The sequence below is a fragment of the Variovorax sp. 05L425 genome, assembly GCF_056397705.1.
The window spans coordinates 72,142-93,784 of the sequence record NZ_JBFTNY010000022.1; the positions used below are offsets into that span (position 1 = coordinate 72,142).

24 protein-coding genes and 1 pseudogene are annotated in these 21,643 nt (G+C 66.1%); 6 read left to right on the top strand and 19 right to left on the bottom strand.

The window, feature by feature from the left end; translation table 11 throughout:
• Positions 1-23: 23 nt before the first annotated feature.
• Positions 24-1,094, bottom strand: a complete 1,071-nt coding sequence (locus AC1DN9_RS22985) for an LLM class flavin-dependent oxidoreductase (RefSeq protein WP_478103948.1) — start codon at positions 1,092-1,094, stop codon at positions 24-26.
• 93 nt (positions 1,095-1,187) lie between these two features.
• Here AC1DN9_RS22985 and AC1DN9_RS22990 point away from each other — a divergent pair, with 93 nt between their 5' ends.
• Complete coding sequence (locus AC1DN9_RS22990) at positions 1,188-2,111, top strand: LysR family transcriptional regulator (RefSeq protein ID WP_478103950.1); 924 nt, start codon at positions 1,188-1,190, stop codon at positions 2,109-2,111.
• Here AC1DN9_RS22990 and AC1DN9_RS22995 read toward each other — a convergent pair whose 3' ends face one another.
• Both AC1DN9_RS22995 and AC1DN9_RS23000 read right to left on the bottom strand, forming a co-directional pair.
• A complete protein-coding gene (locus tag AC1DN9_RS22995) occupies positions 2,112-3,038 on the bottom strand; it encodes a hypothetical protein (RefSeq protein WP_478103951.1) in 927 nt (308 codons plus the stop codon).
• A 66-nt stretch (positions 3,039-3,104) separates the two neighbouring features.
• Positions 3,105-3,620, bottom strand: a complete 516-nt coding sequence (locus tag AC1DN9_RS23000) for a nucleoside deaminase (RefSeq protein ID WP_478103952.1) — start codon at positions 3,618-3,620, stop codon at positions 3,105-3,107.
• A gap of 152 nt (positions 3,621-3,772) precedes the next feature.
• On the opposite strand from AC1DN9_RS23000, the gene AC1DN9_RS23005 reads away from it, so the two are divergent.
• Both AC1DN9_RS23005 and AC1DN9_RS23010 read left to right on the top strand, forming a co-directional pair.
• A complete protein-coding gene (locus AC1DN9_RS23005; RefSeq protein WP_478103954.1) occupies positions 3,773-5,635 on the top strand; it encodes an AMP-binding protein in 1,863 nt (620 codons plus the stop codon).
• 185 nt (positions 5,636-5,820) lie between these two features.
• Positions 5,821-6,408: a hypothetical protein gene (locus tag AC1DN9_RS23010; RefSeq protein ID WP_478103955.1), complete on the top strand. Its 588-nt coding sequence runs from the start codon at positions 5,821-5,823 to the stop codon at positions 6,406-6,408.
• Between the two features lie 47 nt (positions 6,409-6,455).
• On the opposite strand, the gene AC1DN9_RS23015 is transcribed toward AC1DN9_RS23010, so the two are convergent.
• The 16 genes from AC1DN9_RS23015 to nac all read right to left on the bottom strand — a co-directional run bounded on the left by AC1DN9_RS23015 (position 6,456) and on the right by nac (position 19,362).
• The gene (locus tag AC1DN9_RS23015) at positions 6,456-7,280 is read right to left on the bottom strand and encodes a transporter (RefSeq protein ID WP_478103956.1); all 825 of its coding nucleotides are present in this window, start codon (positions 7,278-7,280) and stop codon (positions 6,456-6,458) included.
• A gap of 38 nt (positions 7,281-7,318) precedes the next feature.
• Positions 7,319-7,921 carry a hypothetical protein gene (locus AC1DN9_RS23020; protein ID WP_478103957.1) on the bottom strand — a complete coding sequence of 201 codons (603 nt, stop codon included), beginning with the start codon at positions 7,919-7,921 and terminating at the stop codon, positions 7,319-7,321.
• Between the two features lie 22 nt (positions 7,922-7,943).
• Positions 7,944-8,801, bottom strand: coding sequence for a DUF2092 domain-containing protein (locus AC1DN9_RS23025; RefSeq protein WP_478103959.1), 858 nt, complete (start codon positions 8,799-8,801; stop codon positions 7,944-7,946).
• A 71-nt stretch (positions 8,802-8,872) separates the two neighbouring features.
• The gene (locus AC1DN9_RS23030) at positions 8,873-9,199 is read right to left on the bottom strand and encodes a cell envelope biogenesis protein TolA (protein ID WP_478103960.1); all 327 of its coding nucleotides are present in this window, start codon (positions 9,197-9,199) and stop codon (positions 8,873-8,875) included.
• A gap of 308 nt (positions 9,200-9,507) precedes the next feature.
• A complete protein-coding gene (locus AC1DN9_RS23035) occupies positions 9,508-10,326 on the bottom strand; it encodes an ABC transporter substrate-binding protein (RefSeq protein WP_478103977.1) in 819 nt (272 codons plus the stop codon).
• A 64-nt stretch (positions 10,327-10,390) separates the two neighbouring features.
• Positions 10,391-11,125 carry an amino acid ABC transporter ATP-binding protein gene (locus tag AC1DN9_RS23040; protein WP_478103979.1) on the bottom strand — a complete coding sequence of 245 codons (735 nt, stop codon included), beginning with the start codon at positions 11,123-11,125 and terminating at the stop codon, positions 10,391-10,393.
• Positions 11,126-11,219: 94 nt separating this feature from the next.
• Positions 11,220-11,978 carry an amino acid ABC transporter permease gene (locus AC1DN9_RS23045; RefSeq protein WP_478103962.1) on the bottom strand — a complete coding sequence of 253 codons (759 nt, stop codon included), beginning with the start codon at positions 11,976-11,978 and terminating at the stop codon, positions 11,220-11,222.
• A gap of 3 nt (positions 11,979-11,981) precedes the next feature.
• The gene (locus AC1DN9_RS23050) at positions 11,982-12,683 is read right to left on the bottom strand and encodes an amino acid ABC transporter permease (protein ID WP_478103963.1); all 702 of its coding nucleotides are present in this window, start codon (positions 12,681-12,683) and stop codon (positions 11,982-11,984) included.
• A gap of 55 nt (positions 12,684-12,738) precedes the next feature.
• Complete coding sequence (locus tag AC1DN9_RS23055) at positions 12,739-13,491, bottom strand: SDR family oxidoreductase (RefSeq protein ID WP_478103964.1); 753 nt, start codon at positions 13,489-13,491, stop codon at positions 12,739-12,741.
• A 100-nt stretch (positions 13,492-13,591) separates the two neighbouring features.
• On the bottom strand, positions 13,592-14,359 hold the full coding sequence (locus AC1DN9_RS23060) for a LamB/YcsF family protein (protein WP_478103965.1): 768 nt from the start codon (positions 14,357-14,359) through the stop codon (positions 13,592-13,594).
• Positions 14,360-14,377: 18 nt separating this feature from the next.
• On the bottom strand, positions 14,378-14,767 hold the full coding sequence (locus tag AC1DN9_RS23065) for an acetyl-CoA carboxylase biotin carboxyl carrier protein (protein WP_478103967.1): 390 nt from the start codon (positions 14,765-14,767) through the stop codon (positions 14,378-14,380).
• 1 nt (position 14,768) lies between these two features.
• The gene (locus AC1DN9_RS23070; RefSeq protein ID WP_478103968.1) at positions 14,769-15,755 is read right to left on the bottom strand and encodes a 5-oxoprolinase subunit C family protein; all 987 of its coding nucleotides are present in this window, start codon (positions 15,753-15,755) and stop codon (positions 14,769-14,771) included.
• Complete coding sequence (pxpB, locus tag AC1DN9_RS23075) at positions 15,752-16,486, bottom strand: 5-oxoprolinase subunit PxpB (RefSeq protein ID WP_478103969.1); 735 nt, start codon at positions 16,484-16,486, stop codon at positions 15,752-15,754. The genes AC1DN9_RS23070 and pxpB overlap by 4 nt, the downstream gene beginning before the upstream one ends.
• Complete coding sequence (gene accC, locus AC1DN9_RS23080) at positions 16,483-17,835, bottom strand: acetyl-CoA carboxylase biotin carboxylase subunit (protein WP_478103980.1); 1,353 nt, start codon at positions 17,833-17,835, stop codon at positions 16,483-16,485. The genes pxpB and accC overlap by 4 nt, the downstream gene beginning before the upstream one ends.
• Positions 17,836-17,840: 5 nt before the next feature.
• Positions 17,841-18,290 (bottom strand): acetyl-CoA carboxylase biotin carboxyl carrier protein, encoded by a 450-nt coding sequence (locus AC1DN9_RS23085; protein WP_478103971.1) that lies wholly within the window; start codon positions 18,288-18,290, stop codon positions 17,841-17,843.
• 133 nt (positions 18,291-18,423) lie between these two features.
• Positions 18,424-19,362, bottom strand: a complete 939-nt coding sequence (gene nac / locus AC1DN9_RS23090) for a nitrogen assimilation transcriptional regulator NAC (RefSeq protein WP_478103972.1) — start codon at positions 19,360-19,362, stop codon at positions 18,424-18,426.
• Positions 19,363-19,526: 164 nt separating this feature from the next.
• On the opposite strand from nac, the gene AC1DN9_RS23095 reads away from it, so the two are divergent.
• The 3 genes and pseudogenes from AC1DN9_RS23095 to AC1DN9_RS23105 form a co-directional block, all read left to right on the top strand.
• The gene (locus AC1DN9_RS23095; RefSeq protein WP_478103974.1) at positions 19,527-20,735 is read left to right on the top strand and encodes an aspartate transaminase; all 1,209 of its coding nucleotides are present in this window, start codon (positions 19,527-19,529) and stop codon (positions 20,733-20,735) included.
• Positions 20,736-20,777: 42 nt separating this feature from the next.
• Positions 20,778-21,449, top strand: a complete 672-nt coding sequence (locus AC1DN9_RS23100) for an RraA family protein (RefSeq protein ID WP_478103975.1) — start codon at positions 20,778-20,780, stop codon at positions 21,447-21,449.
• Positions 21,450-21,509: 60 nt separating this feature from the next.
• Positions 21,510-21,643, top strand: a pseudogene (locus tag AC1DN9_RS23105) (SDR family oxidoreductase); the annotation flags it as partial.

Consider the following 21,643-nt stretch of genomic DNA (forward strand, 5'->3'; position numbering starts at 1 on the left):
TTGGTGTGGGGCGATCCGGCGCGCTAGTTCATGAGCAGCGGCATGACCATGCGGCCGAAGCGCTCGGCCTCTTCGTGATGGGGGTAACCCGAGAGGCAGAAGCCGGTGCAGCCCACCTCGATGAATTCGCGCAGCTGCGCCGCCACCTGCTGCGGGTTGCCCACCACCGCGACGCCGGCGCCGGGACGCACCTCGGTGATGCCGGTCCACAGGTGCGGGGTCATCTTTCGGCCCACCGTCTTGGACAACTCGCGCTGGCGGTTGTTGGCCGCCGAGCTGGCGGAGCTTTCCAGGTGCTTCACGAAGGCCTTCGCAGCGGGCGTATCCGCGCCTTCGATCAGGCGATCGGCCGCTGCCCAGGCTTCTTCCTCGGTCTCGCGCACGATGACCTGCAGGCGCATCGAGAACTGGATCTCGTGCTCGCGGCCGTACTTGGCGGCGCGCTGGCGCATCGTCTTGATTTCCTCGCCGATCTTTTCCGGGTAGTCGCCCCAGAAGAGGTGCACCGCCGAGTGTTGCGCAGAGATCTCGGCCGCCTGCTCGGAGCCGCCGCCCAGGAAGAAGGGCGGATGCGGCCGCTGCACCACATGGGGCACGATCTTCGGGCCGTCGACGCGGTAGTGCTTGCCGTCGAACTTCACGCCTTCCTCGGTCCACAGGCGCTTCATGAGGCGCACTTCCTCCTCGAGTTGCTCGTAGCGCAGTACCTTCGAGGCGAAGCCACCTTCTGCAACAGCATCCTTCTCGCTGAGGCCTGCGATCAGGTTCAGGTAGACGCGGCCGCCCGAGAGCTGGTCCATGGCCGACACCATTTTGGCGTGCGCTACCGGGTGGAAGTAGCCCGGCTTGATAGCCACCAGCGCCTTCAGCCGCTTCGTGCGCGCCAGCATGAAGGAAGCCGTGACCCAGGCGTCCCAGCACAGGGGCGTGACTGGCACCAGCATGTAGTCGAAGCCTGCGGCCTCAGCTGCCAGGGATACGCGCTCAAAATGTTCGAGCGACTGGGGAATACTCTGTGCGGGATCCGCGAACGCGCTCGTGTCGCCGAGCGTGGGGCAGAACCAACCCATCGAGAGTCGGGCTTTCTTTGTCATCTATGTCTCCTTGCTGAATGGCTGGATGTCTTCGAGGACTCGATTTCATCTCCGCGAGGGTCATAAGTAAAATGAACTCTTCTGATTTGTCGTATGCACAAGCCGAATATCGATAACTTCGACCTCAACCTGCTGGCGGTGTTTCTCAAGCTCTGGGAGACGCGCAGCGTCACGCGGGCGAGCGACAAGCTGGCGTTGAGCCAGCCGGCGGTGAGCCATGCGCTGCGCCGACTGCGCGATGCGCTGGGGGATGACCTGTTCGTGTCGACCAAGGAAGGACTTGTGCCGACGGCGCGTGCGGAGGCGCTGGTGACCCCGGTCAAGGAAGCGCTTGCGCAGATCGGCCAGGCGATCCAGAAAGGCGTCCCGTTCGTCCCCTCCCTTGCGCAGCGCGAGTTCAAGATCGGTGCTGGCGATCTGGTGGAGTTCTCGATCGCGCCGCAGCTGATCGAGGAGATCGCACGCGAAGCACCCGGCATCCTCGTCAAGCTGGTTCCGGTGCCGGAGGGCGAGCTCGCGCAGCAACTTCTGGAGTCAGGCGACGTCGACGTGGTGCTGAACGGACAACCCATCAAGGCCGCTGGCGTGCGCAACGAGATCGCCGCTGAAATCAACCTGGTCACGCTGATCTGGAAGCGGGAGAAGCTCGGCAAGCGCCGCTTTCCGCTCGACCTCTACCTGAAGCGGCCGCACATCGTCATTCGCACGCTCGACCGGCGCGGAAGCATCGTCGACCAGACACTGATCCAGCAAGGCCTGCGTCGTCAGATCGGCGCCGTCGTGCAGAACTTCATCGTGATGCCGGTCATCGCGCAGCGCACCGGCTACATCTGCAACCTGCCGAGCCGCATGGGCCCGATGTTCGCGAATCTGTTCAATCTCAGCATGCACGAACCGCCGCTGCCATTCGCGCCCTCGCCGCTCTACTTGTCATGGCACAAGCGCTTCGAGGCCGACCTGGCCATGGCCTGGCTGCTACAGAAGATCCGCGACGCGGTGGCGACCGAAGTCCGTTGATCAGGCCCGCGCGTCGAGATGCGCGCGCGGAAGCCGCACAAGCGTGAACGCACGCATCTGCGGAGGCACACCCGGAACACGCGCCACGTGCAGATCCACCGCTTCCCCGTCCGACGCGTCCGCGGTCAGAACGCGTGCCGGGCCGAGCCACAGCCGCCGCGGCGTGACGTGCAGCCACGGCAAGGGATCGGCGAAGACTTCGCAGACGGCGTCGAGTTCATGTTCAAGCAGTTCCTCGCGGGCACCCAGGCTGTCGAGCTCGCTGTCGTTCTGCTTCAGCTGCTCGCGAAGTCGCGCAGTCTCGGACGCGTCGGCGACGTCGCCGCCGATCACCGCGGACATTCCGATGCCCTCGCGCTCGAGCAAACGCAGGCGCGTCGCCAGCAGCACACGCTCCCGTTCGAGAACGCCGCGGCGCGATGTGTCGGAGGCAATGTGTGCCAGCGTCTCCAGCAGCAACTGGTCGACCATGTTCCGGAGAATCTCGTCCGTCAGCGCGGCGGGCGTGGCCGCGCAGATCCTGAGCTTGTGATCACTGAGCGTTACGGTCGTCTGCTCGGTGCATGACGCGCCCAGCACGGCAAATACGGACTGCAGCAAAGGTTCGTTGTCGAACAAGGCCCGCATTTCGGGTGTCCGATTGACCAGCCGCGAGAGTTCTTCAGGCGCGCCGAAGAAAGCGCGGATGCAGGGATCACCGGCCCAGGATGCCGCGCTGGCTTCCCGCGCCTCGGGAAGCGTGGCCACCAGACCGCGAACGTAGTCGATCCCCTCGCCCACGGAAGCTTCGAGCCGGGCCCAGTAGCGCGGCGCGATGCGCAAGCGCGGGCTCAGCCGGAGCACGCGCTGCACCATCTCGATCCGACGCGGATCGCTCGGTGCATCGTTGCCGTGTTCGCGGCGAAAGAGCGAAGCGAAGAATTCCATGTCGAGACTCCACTGCCGGCCCATACCTATTGTGGATGCGCCGGTGCAACTTGCCCAGTCCTGCTCTCAGCGCTTCGCCCAGAAATCCCGCTGCATCGCGATGGTTTCCGGTGCGATCTCGGCCACCGGCCCGATCAGTTCCACCGGCTTCTGGCAATGGTCGAAGACGTAGCGCGATGACACGCTCATGGTCGGGTTCTCCGCATGGCTGCCGGTCTCCGCGAGCAACTGGGCCTCGGTCATGCCGAACACCACGCGTCCGATGTTGGCCCAATAGGCAGTGCCGGCGCACATGCAGCAGGGCTCGACCGCGGTGTAGAGCGTGCAACCCCAAAGGAACTCGGGCGTGAAGTTGGTCGCGGCCACGCGCGCGAGGGTCGACTCCGCGTGATTGACGGTGTCGATGTTGCATTGCTCCAGCAGCACGGTCTCCTGATCGGGGCCGACCAGAACGGCGCCGAAGGGGTGGTGGCCCAGGGCGACGGCGCGGCGCGCCACTTCGTTCGAGCGGCGCAGGTGGCGCAGCATCTGTTCCTGCGTGGGCCGCAAGCCCTGGGGCGGCAAGGTCGTTGTGTCAGTCATTCGCGGGTTCCTCGATGTGGTGCCGACAGCCTCCACGGAAACAGGCGGGGACGCAACCCTTCGATCCGTCCAGGGGCGGGAAAGACCCCGTTGTTGGCGTTGCGCGGAACGCGGTAATGTCCCCCGCCTTTCATCCGCCGAGGGAACTTGTCATGGCGCTCCTGCCCGAGATCGGAATTCGCAACCTGGACGACATGGCGCGCGTCGAGACGGAGATGACGCTCGACGAGCGCCTGCCCGAGCGCAGCGTCCTGGACGTCTTCATCGCCGCCGCCGCGCGCCAGCCGGACCGCACTGCACTCACGATGCTGATGACGGGCACGCCCGACGAGCAGGCCCGCCGTGTCAGCTACCGCGAGCTGCTGGGCCTGATCCGGCGCGCCGCCAACCTGTTCTCGACGCTGGCGGGCCCGCGCCCCGGCGTCGCCTACATGCTGCCGAGCCTGGTCGAGACCCACGCAACGCTGTGGGGCGCCGAGACCGCGGGCTACGCGGTGCCGATCAACTTCCTTCTGCAACCCGCGCACATTGCCGGCTTGCTCAAGGCCTCCGGCGCTCGCGTGCTGGTGGCGCTGGGCCCGCATCCGGTGCTGGACATCTGGCAGAAGGCGCTGGCCTTGCGCGACGAGGTTCCGGGGCTGATCCTGGTGCGCGTGGCACCGCCCGGCACGCCGGCTGAAGAAGGCGTGATCGACTTCCACACGGCGCTCAAGGCGCAACCCGACGACCGGCTGGTGTTCGGCGAACCGGGTCGCGATGGCGACGTGGCAGCCTACTTCCACACCGGCGGCACCACGGGCGCGCCCAAGCTGGTCGCGCACACGCACCGCGGCCAGTTGGTGGCCGCGCTGGGCGGGGCCATGCTGGGCGACATGCGACCGAGCGACACGCTCACGGCCACACTGCCGCTGTTTCACGTCGGCGGCACCATCTTCTGCGCCCTGAGCGCCTTCATGGCCGGCATGGGCTTGCTGATCATGTCGCCGGGCGGGCTGCGCAATCCGGCCATGGTGCAGGGCTACTGGCGCCTGTCAGCCCAGTACGGCGCCACGCTGGTGGGCGCAGTGCCCACCTCGGTCGGCGCCGTGCTGGACGTGCCGTTGGCCGGTGTCGACCTCCACACCGTGCGCGCCGGCTTCTGCGGTGCCGCGTCGCTGCCGGCTGCGGTGGGCGAGCGCTTCAGGCAAGTCACCGGCCGCGGCCTGTTCGAGGTCTACGGCATGACCGAAGCCTCGGGCCTGATCGCCATCGACGCGGTGGCCGGCAGCGGCGGCATCGGCTCGGTCGGCTGGGCGCTGCCCTATACCCGCGTCGTCGTGCGGCGGCTGGAGGCCAGCGGTGCGCTGGGTCCTGCTTGCGATACCGGCGAGGTCGGCGTGATCACCGTCTCGGGACCCCATGTCTCGCCGGGCTATCGCGATCCGGCGCACGATGCGGGTGTCTTCGAAGGCGGTGTGCTCAACAGTGGCGACCTGGGCTACACGGATGAGGAAGGCCGCATCCACATCGCTGGCCGCGCAAAAGATCTGATCATTCGCAGTGGTCACAACATCGATCCACAGATGATCGAGAACGCGATGGCGTCGCACCCCGCGGTGCTGCTGGCGGCCGCGGTCGGAATTCCCGATGCCTACGCCGGCGAGTTGCCGGTGTGCTACGTGGCGCTTCGCCCTGGTGCGAGCGTCACCGAGGAGGAACTGCGCCAGCACGCCGAGCGCACCATCGGCGAGCGCCCGGCTTGGCCGAAGCAGATTCACGTCGTGGACGCCATCCCGCTCACCTCGGTCGGAAAGATCTACAAGCCGCAGTTGCGCTGCGACGCGGCGGCGCGCCTGGTCGCGCGCCTGCTGTGCGAACAGCACGGCCTGCCCGATGCGCAGGTGCAGGCGAGCGAAGGCGGCCGCCGCGGGATGACGGTCAGCGTGACCCTGCCCGCGGCTGCGCGCATGTCGGTGCCGGCCGTCGAGCAGGCCCTGGCCGGCTACCTGTTCGAGTCGCGCGTCACGGTCGGTTGAGCGCATCGGGCCGTCACGTACGTGGTCATGCGTGGCAGTCGGGATGGCGCGCAGCGCGGCAATGGCGAGAATCATCGACCGGAGTGCAAGCGATCACTGCTCGCGATGCCGGTTCTTGTCGACGTCCCATGTGGCGAACGCATTCCGTCTACCCGAACTTCCCGAAAGTGAAAGGAAAACGTGAAATGAAAACAACCCACTGCGCAATGCTCGTACTGGCTTCGGCCATGGCTTTCACCGCGCCTGCGATGGCGCAGAAGAACACGCCTTCCGACAAGCCCCATGTGCTGGATGTCCGCGACATGATGAAGGAAGTCACCGTCTCCGCGCAGGTGACGGCGATCGACCAGAAGAACCGGATCGTGACCATCAAGGGACCCGAGGGAAATGAATTCGCGGTCGTGGTCGACCAACGGGTCAGGAACCTGGGCCAGGTCAAGGTCGGCGACATGGTGGACGTCACCTACATCCAGTCGGTGGCGCTCGACTTCCAGAAAGGTGACGGGATCCGCATGGCCACGCAGACGGTTGCCGCCGACCGTTCCGCGGTCGGACAGCTTCCCGGAGGGGCCGCGATGAAGCAGACGACGATGGTGTCGAACATCTGGGCGGTCGACCAGGCCAAGGGCACCGTGATGGTTCGGGGTCCGTTCGGTCACTTCACGGAAGTGAAGGTGAAGGACCCGTCCATGCTCAATGGCGTCAAGGTCGGCGACCAGATGAAGATGACCATCACGCAAGCCCTCGCCACTGCGGTGCAGAGAAAGGGCTGAAGCGCTGGACAAGGCCAGGAGCGGCGCGCAGCCGCTCCTGCCCCCGATCACTTCGGGAACATGAACTGCGCCTGCACCCGGATCTGCCAATTGGCGCCGTTGTCCGGCTTGACCACGTTGTAGTAGGCAGACAGCTGTGTGTTCACCGGCAGCTTGCCCAGGTGGAAGATCTTGCCGATGCCGCCACCGACCGGCACGGTCCAGCGCTGGCTGCCGGTGGCATTCCAGTCGGCGGTGATGATCGGGGCCGTGGTGAGGTAGAGACCCCCAGGAAAGTTGTAGTTGATGAAGGGCTGCAGCAGGAAGTTGTTGTACGAACCACCCTTTCCGCTGCTGCTCACCGACCAGATGTTGTTGAACAGCGCGCCGTAGACCCACGGATCGCCGTGGTCGAGGTGCAGCACCACCGCCGACGGACCCAGGCCCCAGTTGTTGTTCCCCAGCTCCGAATTGCTGTTGGTGGGAATCTGCACCACCGGACCCGCGCCCCAGATCCATTGGCCGGGATTGGCCGGCGAGAGAAAGGCGGTCATCACCACATCGCCGACGCCGTTGAGACTGCCGATGCCGGGGCCCAGCGAGGGCATCGAGATGACCGGCAATATCGTGCGGGTGATGATGTTCCAGTCCTTGTTGATCGAGATGGGAATCACCGGCTGGATGTTGAGGATGTTCTGCGTCCCTTTTTCCGGCCCGAAGTTCAGGTTGGTGTTGTTCTGGAACGGCACGCTGACGAGGTTGCCGACCGGGTTCTGCGCAAGCTTCGCGAGCTCTTCGGCGCTCATCTCCGCATGCACTGGCAGGCTGGCGAACAAGGCGGCAGCGCCGGAGATGGCGAACGCCTTGGCCCGCGCGTCGTAGGAATCCCCCATGTTGACTCAGGCGTACGGTCGGCGACGGTCGCGCTCGTTCAAGGCGCCGGCACGACGTTGTAGTACACGCCGTTGGCGCCAAAGGCGGGCCTGAACCAGGCGTTGCCGACCTGGTAGTAGGTGACGCCCCCGCGGTCCACATAGACCGCACCTGTCGGCAGCGTGGAGAAGTGGGTGCCCAACGGGTAGGCGGGAATCGCGGTCGCATTCGCCATCGCCGCGCCCGCCACCGCGCCCACCGCCAGTCCGGCGGCGGCGCCTGCGGCGACAGCAGCGCCGCAACTGTAGTAGCAGCCCGGGTGATAGTACGGAACGGCCACGGGCCGGACGTACGGCGCATAGCCGCCATACCCATAGGCCGGTGGATGGTAGGTCGTGAAGCCGCCGGCAGTGGTGTGCACTGCCCCATAGCCGTAGGCGCCGGTGGTGGTTCCGCCGTAGCGATTGGTGTGACTGGTTCCGCCGTACCAACTGTGCGTGGTGCTGCCGCCGAACGCGTTGTCGTGGGTGAACCCGCCCATTCCGCCCACCGTGTGGCCGCCCCACCCATTCGCACGCGCCCACGCCGATGCGGATGTATGGAATCCCGTGGTCAGAAGCGCCGCGGCGAGCAAGGGAAGGATGGCTTTCATCGGTTTCATTTCGAGGGTCCTTCCATTTGCTTCACGGGGCCGAGCTTGCCTTGCCGCTCTTTGACTTGGCCGCCTTCGCGGCAGTCGCGGGCGGCGACGGTGCGGCGAACGGGATCCTCCTCGCATTGGCCGCATTGACCGACGCGAAGGCCTCCGCGGCGATGACGGGATCGAGCTTCCAGTTCGACAGATCCACCTGGTGGCGCAGCAGCAACGGATCGCCTCGATATGTCGCACGCAACCTGCGTGGCAGCTTGTCATCGGCGCCGATCCATATCTGCATGAATATCTCGTCGCTGGCCACCGCAATCACGTCGGTCGTCGTTCCGCCAACCGCCGTCGATGGGCCGACGTAGAAGGCCTTGGTCAGGCCCTCGGTGATGTTCTTGAAGGGATCGGCACCCAGCACATCGGCGAAGGGGAAGTAGATCGCCGCATCCTTGAATGCCGCTTCCAGCATGGCATCGAGGGTGGTCGGTGCGGGCGCCACGGCAACGAGGTTCTCCGACGGTGCGAAGGCGGTGAAGGTCTTTCCGTCGTAGTAGTACTCCGAAGCCTTGCCGTCGCCGCTCGTGATCACGCGCAGCTTGTTCGGCCGTTGCACCAGGACTTCGGAGACTGTGGTGTAGGCCAGGGGCGGGCCGATGCTGGTGGGGCTTTCATAAGTCGCGATGGCAGTGAACGCCATCGATGAAGATGCCGTGAGGGCGTTGCTCATCCCGCGCAGCAAGTCCATCACCTTGGCTTCCAGCTCCGGCGCAGGCTTGGCCGCCTTGCTCTTGGACGCGGAGGCCTTGGCAGGCGCTGCCTGTGCATTCGCCCCGACGACGAACGTCAGGCTCGCGGCAAGCAGCACCGCCTTGGCAAGGATCTGAAATCGGCTTTTCACGGACATCTCCTTCCGACCGGCCCGTTACGCCGTCGGTGCATTGCAGAGGCCAGAAGCGGCTTTCTTCAGGCTTACTTGGCGCCTGGCATGTCGGGCGTGCCGCCCTGGGGCGCTTGCTTCCTGTTGGGATGCTTCGCGTCCCGCTTATCGATCTTTGCCTCTCCGGCCGCCGCGGACTTGCCGGTGCCGATGGCGTCGTTCTCGCCCGACTTCAACTCATCGCCGCCGACCTTCTTCACCTTGTCCTGCGGGCGCGCATTGGCCTTGGCCTGGGCCTTTTGCTGAGGTTTGCTGTTGGTGGTGACCGCTTCTTCCTGCGACGACACGCCCGGCGGGTTCTGCGCATAGGCACCCGCCGCGAACAGGCCGGCAATCAGGGCTGCGAGTAGTTTGCTCATTGCGATTTCCTTTGGTCAATGGATTGAAGCATCCCAACGCCATGAAGATTCTTCAAGACCCTGGGGTCTTGCCGTGCGTCGTTCACTTCATCCGCGGGGGTGCGTTGAATTCATTGTGAAAGCGGCTGTTCGGCAAATCCAGCCGGGCCACCACGTACCTGCACGTACGTGGTCGGTTGCGCCGGTGACCATCATCAAGGAATTCGCTCCTCATGTCGATCGAGCCCCATCCGCCTTTTCTGCGTCGCATGCCTACGTACGTGGCCTACGTAGCCGCCTGGACAGGCCGCCCTAGACGTTCAGGCGACCTACGGGAGCAGTTCGAACTTCAGGTCCGCGAGCGGGGTGACCTTTTCATCGCGCGTGAGCTTGTATTCGGTATTCGGCCCCAGCCACTTGGCCCATAACTTGTCGATCTCGCCGCTCTTGTCGAGCGCGTAGAGCGCGGCGTTGACCTTGGCCAGGAGCACCGGCTCGTCCTTCTTCATGCCGACGCCGATCGGCTGGAACACCATCGGCTCCTTGATCATCTTGAGTTCGACGCCGGAAGTCTTCGATTGGTTGACCAGCTTGGTGATGGTCATCGTGTTCGCCACCATGCCGACCGACTTGTTCTGTTGCACGGCCATGAAGGCCGACCCGGTGTCCTGGAAGGTCACAGGTTCGGAGCCGTTCATCTTGATCGACAACTCGGAAGTCGAGCCCTTCGTGGAACTGAGACGCTTGCCCTTGAACTCGGCCTTGGTCGTGGCGGGGTCGGAGGCCTTGACCGCGAGCATTTCCTTGGCAATGTAGTACGGGTCGCTGAACTGGATCTGCTCGCCGCGGCTCTTGGTGTAGGCCAGGTTGGCCACGGTGACATCGACGCGGCCGAGCTTGACCTCGGGCACGCGTGCTTCCACCGACAGCGGCGTGATCTTCGCGCTGAGGCCGAGCTGTTTGGCCAGGGCATTGCAGAGATCGACGTCGAAGCCCACCATCTCGCGCGTCTTGGGATCAGGCGCCGCAAAGGGCGGCACGTCGGCAAAGGTGCCGCACTTCAGCTCCTTGCGCTGGCTGATTTCGTCCCATTGATCCGCGTGCGCCAATACAGCCAGCGCGGACAGGCCACAGCCGATGGCGGCCATGCGGATCGCAGTCTTCTTCGACATGATGAGCTCCAGGTGATGGTGATTGAAACGAAGGATGGAATCAGTGCGCGCGCAGGTCGGACAGGAAGCGCTTCGCGCGCGGATGCTGCGGGCTGCGGAAGAAGGCCTCCGGCTCTGCCTTCTCCAGGATCTGGCCGGCGTCCATGAACCAGACGCGATCCGCGACCTCGCGGGCGAAGTTCATTTCGTGCGTGACGCACATCATGGTCATGCCCTCGTGGGCGAGGCTTCGCATGACCGACAGCACCTCGCCCACCATTTCCGGGTCGAGTGCGCTGGTGGGCTCATCGAACAGCATGGCGGGCGGCTCCATGGCCAGTGCGCGCGCAATGGCCACGCGCTGCTGCTGGCCGCCCGACAACTGCGCGGGATAAGCGCCGGCCTTGTTGGCGAGGCCCACGCGCTCGAGCAGTTGCATCGCCTTGTCACGCGCTGCCGCGCGCTTGACGCCCAGCACGCGCATCGGCGAAAGCATGATGTTCTCCAGCACCGAGAGGTGCGGGAACAGGTTGAAGCTCTGGAACACGAAGCCGATGCGGCTGCGCAACCGGTTCAGCGCGACGCCGCGCATCGGCGCGTGGATGTCGTGCCCGTCGAAGAGCAACTGGCCCGACTTGATTTCCTCGAGACGGTTGACAGTGCGGATCAGGGTCGATTTGCCCGAACCCGAGGGCCCGCAGACGACCACGACCTCGCCCTTCTTCACCTCGGCATTGACGTCGGTGAGCGCCTGGTAGTCGCCGTACCACTTGTTGATCCTGGAAAACAGAATCATGGGGGTGTCCTCGGCTGCCACTTGCGGGCTGCCTGGGCCGGTTGCGGTCTTCATGGGTCTGTCTCCTGGGTCAGGGGTGCCGTCGTGCGCGGCCTCAGGGATTGGCTGCCACCGGGGACGGCAGCGATGTCTGGCTGTCGGCGGCCTTGCCCGGCGAGACGCCGCGTCGCTTGTGGGCGATTCGGCGTTCCACCCACTGCGCCAGCTGGGTCAGGCTGAAGCACACCACGTAGAACGTCATCGCGAGGATGAAGAACACCTGGAACGGCTTGGTCAGCAACTGGTTGTTGATCTGGTTCGCGGCAAAAGTGAGTTCCTGCACGTTGATCACGTAGCCGAGCGTCGTTTCCTTGATCGTGGAGATGAACTGGCTCAGCATGCTCGGCAGCATGTTGTAGAGGGCCTGCGGCAGGATCACGTACCACATCGTTCCGAGATGGCTGTGGCCGAGCGCGCGCGCCGCCTCGACCTGCCCCTTGGGCAAGGCCTGGATGCCGGCGCGAACGACCTCCGACAAGTAGGCCCCCTCGTAGATCACCAGCGTGCACAGCATGGTCATGAACCCCGAGACCTCGCGCCCGATGAGGACGGGCACGAGGAAGTAGACCCACAGGATCACCATCAGCAGCGGAATGCCGCGCACCACGTAGACGAGCACCGCGGCCGGCCAGCTCAGCAGCCGCCACGGCGACAGGCGAGCCAGCGCCAGGAGCACGGACAGCGGGAAGGCCAGCGTGATCCCCAGCACCGAGAGGATCAGCGTCGCGCAGATGCCGCCCAGCGGACCGCTCGGATACTGGCCGACGAGCAGCAGCAGCCAGTTGTCGCGCAGGATCTCGAAGACGCTGTACATGGCTTACCTCGCTTCCGCGATGCGGTAGTGCCGCGCCACCCACGCGCCGACGGCCATGATGACCAGCGACAGCACCAGGTAGAGCACGGTGGCCACGCTGTAGGCCTCGAAGGCGCGAAAGCTCTGGCTTTCGATTTCCTTGACCGCGTGGGTCAGCTCGGCCACGCCGATGGCCATGGCCAGACTGCTGTTCTTGAAGAGCGACACCGTGTGATTGACCAGCGCCGGGATCGCGTTCCGGATCGCCTGCGGCAAGATGACATAGCGCATCGATCCGATGTAGCCATGGCCCAGCGCCCGCGCGGCCTCGGCCTGCCCGCTGGGAATCGAGCGCAGGCCCGAGCGCATGTCCTCGCTGAAATACGCCGCCTGGCACAAGCCCAGCGCCACGATGGAGATGAGCGCCTCCGCGTTGTGCTCGGACAGCCAGGTCTGCAGCGCATCGGGCAGTACGCTGAAGATGCCGAAGTACCAGAACATCAGCTGCACCAGCGTCGGCACGTTGCGGTGGTACGAGACATAGGCCGCGACCACGCGCTCGGCGATGCGGCTGGTCGACAGCCGTACGACGAGCAGCAAGATCGCGATCGCCATGGCCAGGAGCCATGATCCGGCCGCGATCTTCAGCGTCATTTCCACGCCGTGCAGCAGCATGGCGCCGAACTCCGGCTTGAGCAGGATCGCCATCAGGTCGAAGTCTTTCATGCTCCGTTCCTCGTCGTGGTGTTACTGGGGTGTGGCGATCGCGCGGCCGCGAAGCTCAGGCCTGCGGCGCTTGCGGCCGGGCGGTGGACAGCCCACCGGGAACCTGCAGGGTCGGCGTGATTTCCATGTGGCCGACGTTCACCGCGATCGGCGCGGCAATGGCGAAGGCGATGGCGTTCGCGATGTCCTCGGCCTGCGGGAGTTCGAAGCCTTCGACGAAGCGCTTGCGCGTTTCCTCGGAGTCACCGTGCACATGGGCAAAGATGTCCGTGGCGACACGTCCGGGGCAGATTTCCGTGACCCGCACGCGCTTGCCGAAGAGGTCGATGCGAAGCTGGCGCGACAGCATGCTCACTGCGGCCTTCGTCGCGTGATAGGTGCTGTTGCCGTTGAAGTTGTAGGCCGCGGCGATCGAACTGATGTTGACCACGTGGCCCCGGTCACGCGTTGCCATGCCCGGCACGACGAGCCTGCACAGGTGCAGCACGGCGCGCAGGTTCACGTCGACCAGCAGGTCGATGCCTTCGGCGTCCGCCTCGAGGATCGACCCGGGCCGGTCGACACCCGCGTTGTTGACGAGCACGTCGAAAGAGACCTCCTGCGCCAGGCGCGTGATGCCGTCGAGGTCGCCCACGTCGATGGCGTGCGCAATGCAGCCCGTGCGCTCGGCCAGTTCACCCAGCTTGTCGGCGCTGCGCGCGAGTGCGTGGACTTGCAGGCCTTCCTTGCACAGGCGCTCGACGACCGCGGCCCCGATGCCCGATGAGGCGCCCGTCACCAGCGCGGTCTTGTAGTCAGAAAACGGCATCTTTGCGTCTTTCGTTAAAGGAAATTCACTGTATCCAGCACCGAGAACCAGCGCCAAGACGGAATGTCTGTGGAGAGATAAGCCGTCCTTATGTCGCGAATCACTGCGTCAACTGCCGGGAGATCGGCACCACGCGGCCGCCCGCCTCGACCACGTCGCGCACCGCGCGCGCCAGTGCCACGGCGCCGGGCGTGTCGCCGTGCAGCAGGATCGAGCGGACCTTCATCGGGATCCGCTTGCCGCTGTAGCTGGTGACAGTGCCGTCGTCGAGCAACTGGCGAACGCGCGCCAGCACCGCGTCGCGATCGTGGATCACAGAGTCGGGCAGCTTGCGCGGCACCAGCAGGCCGTCGTCGTCGCAGGCACGATCGGCCAGGAAGGTGATGGCCACGCGCAGGCCGCATCGCTCCGCCGCTTCCTCGATGGCGCGGCTCGCGGATGAGCTGATGATGAGGGCGGGATCGAAGTCCGCCACGGCACGCACCAACGGCCCCGCAAGCGCTGCATCGGCAGCGGCCATGTTGCCCAGGGCCCCGTGAAAGCTCATGTGCGTCATGCGATGCCCGGCGGATCGCGCCATGCCGGCGAGCGCGCCGAGCTGGTAGGTCACGTAGGTGGCGAGCTCCGCCGTGTCGATCTGCATCGGGCGGCGCCCGAAACCCAGCAGATCGGGAAACCCCACATGGGCACCGACATCGACGCCCCGGGCGCCCGCCATGCGGACCGTGCGATCCATGATCACCGGGTCGCCGGCGTGGAACCCGCAAGCCACGTTCGCGGAGGAGACGATTTCCAGCAGCGCCTCGTCTTCCCCCATGCGCCAGGGGCCGAAGCCCTCGCCCAGATCGGCGTTCAGATCGATGTCCATTGCGATGTCCTTCTCGATTCAATCGGCGCGCAGGTCAAAGAGTGCGGTGCCATAGCCGACGGCGCGGCCGGTTTCCACGTGCACGAGGCTCACCCGGCCCGCGACCGGCGCGTCGACCGGCAGGAGCAGCGGGCCGATCTGCAGAAGGCCCAGGTCCTGTCCCGCGGTCACGCGTTCGCCAGGACGTACAACAGGCGCCTCGTGCAGCGGATGCGCGTGCAGGAACGCCCCGACGCTCGATGCGGTCACGACGGTGGGCGCTGGTTCGTTCAGTTGCACCACCTCACCCGCCGGCGACCCATTGCGGCCCAGCCGCACCATGCCGTGCGGGGTTCGCAGTTCGAGCAGGCCGATGTCGGTCCCGGCGAGCCATTCGGCCATCTGGCGCAGTTGTTCCGGCGTCGGCATGTCAGTGCTTTCGCGGCGAACTGCGATGCAGGTCCACCACCCGGCGCACTTTGTCGAGCCAGGCCTCGGTCTCGTCCAACGCGCCGACGGCCTCGGCCCAGGTGGCTTCGACGAAGCGGAAGCGGCTCCCGATCGGCGCCTGGCCGAGCCGCCACAGATCGGCCTCGATCACCGTGCCGAACTTGGGGTAGCCGCCCGAGGGTTGCGCATCGCGCATCTGGATGATGGGCTGTCCGCTGTGCGGGACCTGGATCACGCCCGGCACGATGCCGTGCGACCGGATTTCCATCGGTGCGACGGGCCGAAGGGTTTCCCCCGCCAGCCGATAGCCGTAGCGATCGCTCTGGGCGGTGATCTTCCACTCGCACGCCCAGAAGGCGGCGCGGGAGGCTTCCTCGAAGCCCATGTATTCGGCAGCGGGAATCACGCGCACCGCCGTCACGCCGTCGATGTCCAGAGGCAGCGTCAGGGCGGGCGGAACGAGACCGAAGTCCGTCCGGCACGGCTGCCCCGCGCCCACAGCGCGCAGGACGTCTCCACGCTTCAGCGCGCGGCCTTCGTGCCCGCCAAAGGCGCCGCGCATCTGGGTGCTGCGCGAGCCCAGGATTTCCGGCACGTCGATGCCACCGGCCACGCAGAGCATGGCGCGGCTGCCCCGCTGCGCGCCGCCTCGTGGCAGGCCCAGCGTGAGCACCTGGCCTGCGCGTGCTTGATGAACCCACCAGGGCATCAGCGCTTGCTCGTCCAGGCGCGCCGCGCAATCGGCGCCGGTCAACGCAAAAGCACAGTCTTCACCGAAGCGCACCTTGAACGGAAAAACAGGCACCTCGATGCCGGCTGCGTTGGCGTCGTTGCCCAGCATCAGATTGCCGGCGGCCAGCGCCAGGTTGTCCATGGCGCCGGAAGTGCCGACGCCCCAGCGCAGGCTGCCCTGGCGCCCGAGGTCCTGAACGGTGGCGAGCGCGGCGGACGAAAGGACTTCGATCATCGGACGATCCCCTCGACCCGGAAACGGATCATGTCGCCTGGCTGAAGCGCGGCGGGCGGGTCTTGCGTCGGATCGAAGAAGGACATCGATGTGCTCCCGATGGTGTTCCAGCCGCTGGGGCCCGCGGAGGCCGACACGCCGGTCTGCGCGCCGCCGATGGAGACCGCGCCACCCGGGATGCTCAGCACAGGCACCCTGCGGCGCGGCGTGGCGATGCGCGGGTCCATGCCGCCCAGGTAGCAGTAGCCGGGATGGCTGCCCAGCGCATACACCGCATAGGTCGGCGCGCTGTGCAACTCGACGATCTCCTCCACGCTCAGCCCGGTATGCGACACGACGTCCGCCATGTGAGGTCCCCCTTCGCCGCCATAGATCACGGGAAGCTCGACCACGCGGCCTTGGAGGGGCAACGCAATCGCCGAATCCCAGGCCGTCTGCAGGCGCGCCTCCAGTGCTTCGAGTGCCTGCGCATCGCGCGGCGGTCGCATGAAGGTCAGCATGAGGTTGTTCATGCCCGGCACGGCCTCGCGCACTTCGGGCCACGCCTGTGTCTCGCGGGCCAGCGCCCAGATGCGCTGCTGCGAGGCGAGCGCCAGTTCGCCGGGCGCCTCGAACAGCAGCGCGGTGGTGCCCAGCAGGCTGATGGATGCGGCTGGCGCAGCCACAGGGGCTTTGCCGTCTGCGCGCGCCTTGGCCTTGGACGCCTTGGAAATGGTCGCCGGCGAACTCATGCCGCGCTCCTTTGCTGAAGCCAGCGTTCGAGATGGTGAATGTCCACGCCACCGGCGGCAAAGCCTTCGTCGCGCAGGATGTCGCGATGCAGCGGCACGTTCGTCGAAATGCCTTCGACCTGCATTTCGGCAAGGGCCAGGCGCATGCGATCGAGCGCGTCGTCGCGCGTGCCACCGTGAACGATGAGCTTGGCGATCATCGAGTCGTAGTACGGCGGCACGCGATAGCCTGCGTTGGCATGGGAATCCACACGCACGCCGAAGCCGCCAGGCACCTGCCAACCGGTGATTCGGCCGGGCGAAGGCGCAAAGGTCTCGGGATCCTCCGCGTTGATGCGGCACTCGATGGCATGGCCCTGGCAACGGACGTCAGCCTGCGTCAGCGCCAACCGATCGCCGCGTGCCACCCGGATCTGGTGCTGCACGATGTCGATGCCGGTGGTCATCTCGGTCACGGGATGCTCCACCTGCAGGCGCGTGTTCATCTCGATGAAATAGAACGCGCCCCGCTCGTAGAGGAATTCGAAGGTGCCGACGCCGCAATAGCCGATCTGCCGGCACGCGGCCGCGCAGCGTTCGCCGACCTCGGCGATCAGCGCCTCGTCGATGCCCGGCGCCGGTGCCTCCTCGATCACCTTCTGGTGACGGCGCTGGAGCGAACAGTCGCGGCTGCCGAGCCACACGGCATGGCCGTGGCTGTCGGCCAGCACCTGGATCTCGACATGGCGCGGGTGCAGCAGGAACTTCTCGATGTAGACCTCGGGGTTTCCGAAGGCGCGGCGCGCTTCTTCGCGGGTCAATGCCATCGCATCGAGCAGCGACGCCTCCTCTTGCACCACACGCATGCCGCGCCCGCCGCCGCCTCCGGCAGCCTTGACGATCACCGGATAGCCGACTTCGCGCGCCAGGGCCTGGATCGCCTCGGGTTCCTCCGGCAACCCGCCGTCTGGCCCGGGCACGCAGGGCACGCCGGCGTTGCGCATCGCGCGCTTGGCGGCGACCTTGTCGCCCATGGTGCGAATGCAGGCCGCGCTGGGGCCGATGAAGCGGAGGCCGGCCTGCTCGACGCACTCCGCAAAGCCCGCGTTCTCCGACAAGAAGCCGTAGCCGGGATGGATGGCCTGCGCACCACTCACTTCGGCCGCGAACAGGATCGCGGACTGGTTCAGGTAGCTCTGCCCCGGTGCCGCGGGTCCGATGCAAAGGGCCTGGTCGGCCTGCGACACGTAGCGCGCATCGCGATCGGCCTCTGAGTGCACCACGACGGTCTTGAGTCCGAGACCACGGCACGCGCGCTGGATGCGCAGTGCGATCTCTCCCCGATTGGCAATCAGCACGGTATCGAACATGCGCATCACCCTTCTTGAGCGAAGCGGAACAACGGCTGGCCGGCTTCGACTTCTTCGCCCGACCCGACCAGGACTGCGAGCACGGTGGTGTCGCGCTCGGCGCGCACTTCGTTGAACACTTTCATCGCCTCGATCACGCACAGCGTCTGGCCCGCCTTGATCGACTGGCCCGGCTGCACGTAAGGCGGATCGCCCGGGGTCGATTGCAGATGGACCACGCCGTACAGCGGGGCGAGGCATTCGGTCGACGCGCTCGCCTGCACGGCGGGTTCATCGATCTCTTCGACGGAAGGGAGCGCCTCGCGGACTGGCGCCTGCGTCGGCCGGCGCGGCATGCCTGTCAGCGCCGACTGCTTCACCAGCCTCAGCGTGGAGCCGTTTTCGCTGTATTCGAGCTCGGACAGCTCCGAGCCTGCCAGCGCGTCGATGAGCGTCTTGATCTGTTCCTGGTTCATGCCGGGGTCCGTCTTCGAGACAGAAATCCTTGTTGGCCGCCGCATTCCGCGAACGCGTGACGACTGGCATGAAAGGTAACGGGCCGCCGGCCCAAAGCCAAAGACGGATTGGCTGTGCCGGGATAAGGCCCGCTTATGACAAGGCGGTGAGCTCGGGTTCCGGCGTCGACACCACCGTGCTGGCGAGGTCGACCACCAGCTCCAGCAGGATGTCCTTGACCGCCTGCGCCGGCTCGGAAAGCGGCAGATGGTCGGACTGGCACAGGGCCAGCGGCGCCTCGATCACCGGCTCGACGATCTGGAACTGCCAGGCACCGCAGGCCGCCACGACCTCGCGCGCCATGGAAGCGGGGAGGATGCTCGCGCCCAGTCCATCCGCGATCGCGGCGGTGAGCGTGAAGGCCGACTCGATCTCGGCGACCACGTGCGGCACCATGCCAGCGCGCACGAAGGCCGCATCGACCAGCTTGCGCACGACGTTGTAGGGTCGCGGCAGCATCAGTTCCATGTCGCGCAGGTCGGCCAGTCGCACCGGCGTCGCGGGTGCCGGCGTGGTGGCCGGGCCGACGAGATACAGGGGTTCCTTGAGCAGCGGCAGGAAGGTCAGGCCGTGAATCGCCTTGTCGCCATAGAGCACGGCCAGATCCATGCGCCCGTTCATGATGAGTTCGCTGAGCGTGGTGCCGTAGTTCTCGTTCAGGTAGAGCAGGATGCCTGGATGCCGGGCACGCACGGTTCGAAGCAAGGGCAGCGACAGCGCCGAGGCGGCGGTGCCGGGCGCGAGGCCCACCGACACCTGCCCCGACAGACCCTCGCCGGCCGCTTCCATGTCGACACGTGCCTGCTCGCACTGCCGCAGGATGATCTGCGCATGGCGGTAGAGCACCTTGCCCGCCTCCGTCGGCGTGACGCCGCGCTTGGTCCGCACGAGCAGCTGCTGCCGCACCTCGCCTTCGAGCGTCGCGAGTTGCTGGCTCAAGGCAGGCTGGGCAATGAACAGGACCTCCGCGGCCTGCGTCAGGCTGCCGATGTCCACGATCTTCACGAAGTATTTGAGGCGTCGCAGGTTCACGCGCTGTCCCCAAGCAAAAGCCAAGCCTAGCACCGGCCCACCAGGGTGCCTATCGGGCCCCACCATAAGCTGAGCCTATCGAACCAGAGCGATCTTGTCTTGGCCGAGCCGCGGGGATCTGCGTACCGTTACGCCCAGTGCATTCCCCACCCCAAGGAAGATCAGTGAACACCTCCCGCATCGCCGCCCGCGTCCGGCGCATCAAGCCATCGCCCAGCACCTCCGCCGCAGACCGGGCCAACGAACTTCGCCGCCAGGGCAAATCCATCGTCAACCTGGTGGTGGGCGAACCCGACTTCGACACGCCGCTGCACATCCGGCGCGCCGCCGCCGATGCAATGGACAAGGGCGCCACGCGCTACACCCTGATGGCCGGAACGGTCGAGCTGCGGCAGGCCATCGTCGCGAAGCTGGAGCGCGAGAACGGCCTGACCTATGAAATGACCGAGATCATCGCCACCAGCGGTGCCAAGAGCGCGATCTACAACGCCTTCGCGATCACGCTGGAGCCGGGCGACGAAGTCATCATCCCGGCCCCTTACTGGGTGTCGTATCCGGACATGGTGCTGGCCTGCGAAGGCGCGCCGGTGGTCGTCGCTTGTCCGGAGGCCAACGGCTTCAAGCTGACGCCGGCACAACTGGAGGCGGCCATCACGCCCCGCACACGCTGGCTGCTGATCAATTCGCCGAGCAATCCCACAGGTGCGAGCTACACGGCTGCCGAATATCGCGCGATCGCCGATGTGCTGCTGCGGCATCCGCACGTCATGGTGATGACCGATGACATCTACGAACACATTCGCTTCGACGGCGAGTCGACGCCGCACATCGTCGCGGTCGAGCCCGGCCTGCGCGATCGCGCACTGGTCATCAACGGCGTCTCGAAGACCTACGCGATGACCGGCTGGCGCATCGGCTACGCGGCAGGGCCGAAGGACCTGATCACGGCAATGGACACGCTGTTGTCGCAGTCCACCGGCAACTGCTGCTCCATCAGCCAGGCCGCCGCAGCGGCAGCGCTCAATGGCGACCAGAGCTTTGTGGGCGAGAGCGTGGCGGTCTACAAGCAGCGCCGCGACCGCACGCTCGCGCTCATCAACGCGATTCCCGGCCTGAGTTGCGCCACGCCGCCGGGCGCCTTCTATCTGTACATCAACTGCACCGGGCTGATCGGCAAGACGACACCCGCCGGCAAGCGGTTGAGCGAAGACGGCGACGTCGTCATGTACCTGCTTGAAAGCGCCGGCGTCGCTACGGTCGCCGGCACGGCCTACGGCCTCTCGCCCTACTTCCGCCTGTCCATCGCCACGTCCATCGACATCCTGGAAGAAGGCTGCTCGCGAATCGCCCGTGCCGTCGCCGAGTTGCGCTGAACACGCGAACCACTGCCGGCCATTCAAGGAAGAACAACCACCATGCCCTACAAAGCCATCCGCAAGAACCCCTCGGCCACGCAGGTCGATCCGAAGATCCTCGCCGCACTGCGCGAGATACCCGTCGCGGCGCTGAGCGACAACATGCACCGGAGCATCGGCACCACGGGTCTCACCCCCTATCACCGTCCTGTGACCCAGACCATGGCAGGCACGGCCGTCACGGCGCGCTCTCGCGGTGGCGACAACCTGACCTACCTTCGCGCCCTCGAGTTCTGCCGTCCCGGCGATGTGCTGGTGATCGATGCCGGCGGCATCCTCAACAACGCCGTGGTCGGCGGCATCCTGTCCTTCTACGCCGCCCACATCGGTGTCCTGGGCGTCGTGGTCGACGGAGCGATTCGCGACGTGGCCGAGATCCGCGCCCGCGAGTTTCCGGTCTACGCGCGCGGCGTCACCCATCGCGGCCCCTACAAGGACGGCCCCGGAGAGATCAACGTGCCGATTTCCGTGGGCGGCATGGTGGTCAATCCCGGCGACATCGTGGTCGGCGACCAGGACGGCCTGATGGCGTTCCCGCCGGACGAGGCGGAGCTTCTGATCGAGAAGGCGCTTGCGCATCTGGAGACCGAAGCCGAGACGATCCGGGCCATGAAGGAAGGTCGCTGGGATCGTTCGTTCATCGACGCGCTCGAGGCGCGCTGCCCGAACTGAGTCGGAGCAGATGCGTTGCAGCCGGTTCAGGCACAGTGCGATGCTGTCAAGAATGCGGACTTCAGCGCCTGGCTCATCGGCCGCACGCCGTCCCGGCGCTGGGGCGACGTGGAGGACCTCGTCGGCGCGGCGGTGTTCCTCGCGAGCGATGCGTCGCGCTTCGTCAACGGCCACATCCTTTACGTCGACGGCGG

Coding starts and splice junctions, on each gene's coding strand:
- AC1DN9_RS23040 (WP_478103979.1), bottom strand. CDS start 11,125: ATGATTCTGTTTTCCAGGATCAACAAGTGGTACGGCGACTACCAGGCG.
- AC1DN9_RS23030 (WP_478103960.1), bottom strand. CDS start 9,199: ATGAGCAAACTACTCGCAGCCCTGATTGCCGGCCTGTTCGCGGCGGGT.
- AC1DN9_RS23060 (WP_478103965.1), bottom strand. CDS start 14,359: ATGGACATCGATCTGAACGCCGATCTGGGCGAGGGCTTCGGCCCCTGG.
- AC1DN9_RS23015 (WP_478103956.1), bottom strand. CDS start 7,280: ATGGGGGATTCCTACGACGCGCGGGCCAAGGCGTTCGCCATCTCCGGC.
- AC1DN9_RS23100 (WP_478103975.1), top strand. CDS start 20,778: ATGCCCTACAAAGCCATCCGCAAGAACCCCTCGGCCACGCAGGTCGAT.
- AC1DN9_RS23005 (WP_478103954.1), top strand. CDS start 3,773: ATGGCGCTCCTGCCCGAGATCGGAATTCGCAACCTGGACGACATGGCG.
- AC1DN9_RS22990 (WP_478103950.1), top strand. CDS start 1,188: ATGCACAAGCCGAATATCGATAACTTCGACCTCAACCTGCTGGCGGTG.
- AC1DN9_RS23045 (WP_478103962.1), bottom strand. CDS start 11,978: ATGTACAGCGTCTTCGAGATCCTGCGCGACAACTGGCTGCTGCTGCTC.
- AC1DN9_RS23020 (WP_478103957.1), bottom strand. CDS start 7,921: ATGAAACCGATGAAAGCCATCCTTCCCTTGCTCGCCGCGGCGCTTCTG.
- AC1DN9_RS23035 (WP_478103977.1), bottom strand. CDS start 10,326: ATGGCCGCCATCGGCTGTGGCCTGTCCGCGCTGGCTGTATTGGCGCAC.
- AC1DN9_RS23065 (WP_478103967.1), bottom strand. CDS start 14,767: ATGCCGACGCCGGAACAACTGCGCCAGATGGCCGAATGGCTCGCCGGG.
- AC1DN9_RS23010 (WP_478103955.1), top strand. CDS start 5,821: ATGAAAACAACCCACTGCGCAATGCTCGTACTGGCTTCGGCCATGGCT.
- AC1DN9_RS22995 (WP_478103951.1), bottom strand. CDS start 3,038: ATGGAATTCTTCGCTTCGCTCTTTCGCCGCGAACACGGCAACGATGCA.
- AC1DN9_RS23050 (WP_478103963.1), bottom strand. CDS start 12,683: ATGAAAGACTTCGACCTGATGGCGATCCTGCTCAAGCCGGAGTTCGGC.
- AC1DN9_RS22985 (WP_478103948.1), bottom strand. CDS start 1,094: ATGACAAAGAAAGCCCGACTCTCGATGGGTTGGTTCTGCCCCACGCTC.
- AC1DN9_RS23085 (WP_478103971.1), bottom strand. CDS start 18,290: ATGAACCAGGAACAGATCAAGACGCTCATCGACGCGCTGGCAGGCTCG.
- pxpB (WP_478103969.1), bottom strand. CDS start 16,486: ATGAGTTCGCCGGCGACCATTTCCAAGGCGTCCAAGGCCAAGGCGCGC.
- AC1DN9_RS23000 (WP_478103952.1), bottom strand. CDS start 3,620: ATGACTGACACAACGACCTTGCCGCCCCAGGGCTTGCGGCCCACGCAG.
- accC (WP_478103980.1), bottom strand. CDS start 17,835: ATGTTCGATACCGTGCTGATTGCCAATCGGGGAGAGATCGCACTGCGC.
- AC1DN9_RS23070 (WP_478103968.1), bottom strand. CDS start 15,755: ATGATCGAAGTCCTTTCGTCCGCCGCGCTCGCCACCGTTCAGGACCTC.
- AC1DN9_RS23055 (WP_478103964.1), bottom strand. CDS start 13,491: ATGCCGTTTTCTGACTACAAGACCGCGCTGGTGACGGGCGCCTCATCG.